General features: G+C 67.6%; 1 pseudogene. It reads left to right on the forward strand.

Annotated features, from left to right (window positions below):
• A pseudogene (locus tag ACWCWD_RS37005) lies at window positions 1–2,429 on the forward strand (hypothetical protein); the annotation flags it as partial.

A 2,429-nucleotide genomic window follows, 5' to 3' on the forward strand; every position in this document is an offset into this window, starting at 1 on the left:
AACTCGGCCTCCGCGACGAATACCAGGACGACACCACCCCCCACCGCCCCCAGATCGAGGGCAGCCTCCTCGGCAACTACCACCAACCCTCACCCGACGCACTCCCCCACGCCCAACTACGCCAACGCCACCTCCAACTCCTCGCCACCCTCATCGGCGACACCGACATCCAGCACAGCAACGGCAACTGGAACGAGTCACGGGCCAACACCACGCCCACCGCGCGCAGTCACACCTGGGTCGACCCCGTCTCCGAACCCCTCGGTCCGGAAGACGACAACACCGGCCCACGGGACACCGACGCAGTCGCTGCCCGCATGCTCCCCATCCCACGCGGCCTCCGACAGGACTCCGACGACTCGGACGCCGAAGACTCCGACGACACCGACTGGGACGCACCCGCCCCGACCCCGGCAGGCCCGTCCGCGGTGCCGCGCTTCATGGGAGTGCAGCCCTCCGTCTCCGCGCCGAGTCCCGTGCAGTCACCGCCCTCGCCCGAGCCCGCGCAGGACGACGAGGCAGAGCAGAGCACGCCGTTCGACGCATCGTCCCTGGTCACCTACGTTCTTCCGGACAACCTCCCCGAGGGCCCGTTCAACGCCCAGACCCTGTGGTCGCTGGCACCCCCGATGGAATCCTTCGCCGTGGTCACCGACACCAGGCAGGGCCTGACGGTGCCGCTCACATATCCGGACAACCGTGTATCAGCCGAGTGGGACGACCCCCAGTACGGCATCGACGTCTTCAACGCCGTCATGGAACCAGCCGACAAATACCTCGACCTCGTCATCGAACGGGCCGAGCGGATACGGGCCGACGAAAACGCGGACAGCAACGAACGGGAGACCGCAGAAAGGCTGTTGAAGGCCAACGCGGTACTCAAGGACGACAACTGGCGGCCCGAATACCGCAGCGAATTCCTCCGCGTTCAGATGCTTCTCGCAGAGCACGGCCTGCTCGACCGTCTCCCCCGCGAACTCGTCAGCAACCCCGACTGGCAGCGGCAGAACGACGTGCAGGACCCCGAAGACACACCGTGGGCCCTGGTCGATCCCGCCGACATGACCGGCCCGGTCGGCGGTTCACTCCGCGGCACTGACGGTGTGTCCGCCCAGTTCCACACCTGGCTGAACGACAACGGCGGAAACAGCGCCTGGCTGTCCGCCTGGGCCGAAGAGCAAGCGGGCGGATCGATCAACACCGAACCCCAGCGGTTCAAAGTGCTCATCAGCCACTTCCGCCCGCCCAAAACAGACGGCGGTTACTACACAGCCGGCCTGAGCAGCAACCTGCGCCACGACACCTGGCAGTTGGGCTCCCAGGAATACCCGGTCACGCGATTCGACCGGACATCCCTGGACGATCCGGCCGTCTACCTGCGCAGCATGATCGCCCAGCACGTCTTCACCTACGAGGTGCTGACCCGGGTGAAAATGCCCAACGTCGACGTCACCAGAGGAGTCGTTCAGCTCATCCGTCTGGAGAAGCGGAGCCTGCTGGAGGACCAGAACGGCGGACCCATGACCGTCGGGGACAACGTGCAGATGACACGCGGCCCCGCCGAGTCCTACAGCCTCCTCACGCCCTACAAGGACCCCACCGACGAAAGCAGCCACACCCTCGGACCGTTCTGGGTCACCTCACAGAAGATCCCGCTGCACCATGTGTTCGGCACCTACCTCCAAAGCCGCGCCGACACGACCCCCGACCGCTCACTCCTCCTGGGCGAAGGAGAAAACGAGTTCCTCGCACTGGGTGAAGGCGCACCCATCACCTACCACGGCACCGACACCCCACCCGTCCTGCCCACCGCACCCACCCCACCCCAGACCGTCTCCGCCCGATCCCCCCGGCCCGGAATGCGAACGGCCCGACAGTCACCACCACAGGTGGCTGCGGCAGCCCCGATCGAGGAGCTGCCGAGCGCAACAGAGATCGCGGCGCGGGCGCGCCTGCGCGCTGCGGAGTCGGCTCTGGAGGCCGCCGGCCTGCACGCCGACGACCTCCAGCACAGAATCAGCACTGCCGACGGCCCACAGGAAGAGGCCGCTCTGCGAGAAGAATTGCAGCGGCATACGACCGTCCTTGGTGACGCCCTCCACGCAGTCGACCTCGCGCTCGCGGAGACGCGGCCCGCTCCCGCCGGGGCCGGGCCCGCCGACGCCGGTCCCGTAACGCGCCCCCGGATGCGACTGGACCGCACCCCCCGCTTCGCCGTCCCCTCCCGCTTCGACGTCCGCCGCATCCGGCACGACAACGACACGGTCACCGACCTCACCATCACCGTCGCCTTCAACGGCGGCAACAACGCCACGGCCTGGAACAAACTCCACCAGGGAGTCGACGAGTACTACAACGCTCCCGGCCACCGCCTGCCCAACGGCGACCTCCTCCACATCACCGTCGAACCCGCCCCACCCGGCACCACA

The organism is Streptomyces sp. NPDC001493 (assembly GCF_053597235.1).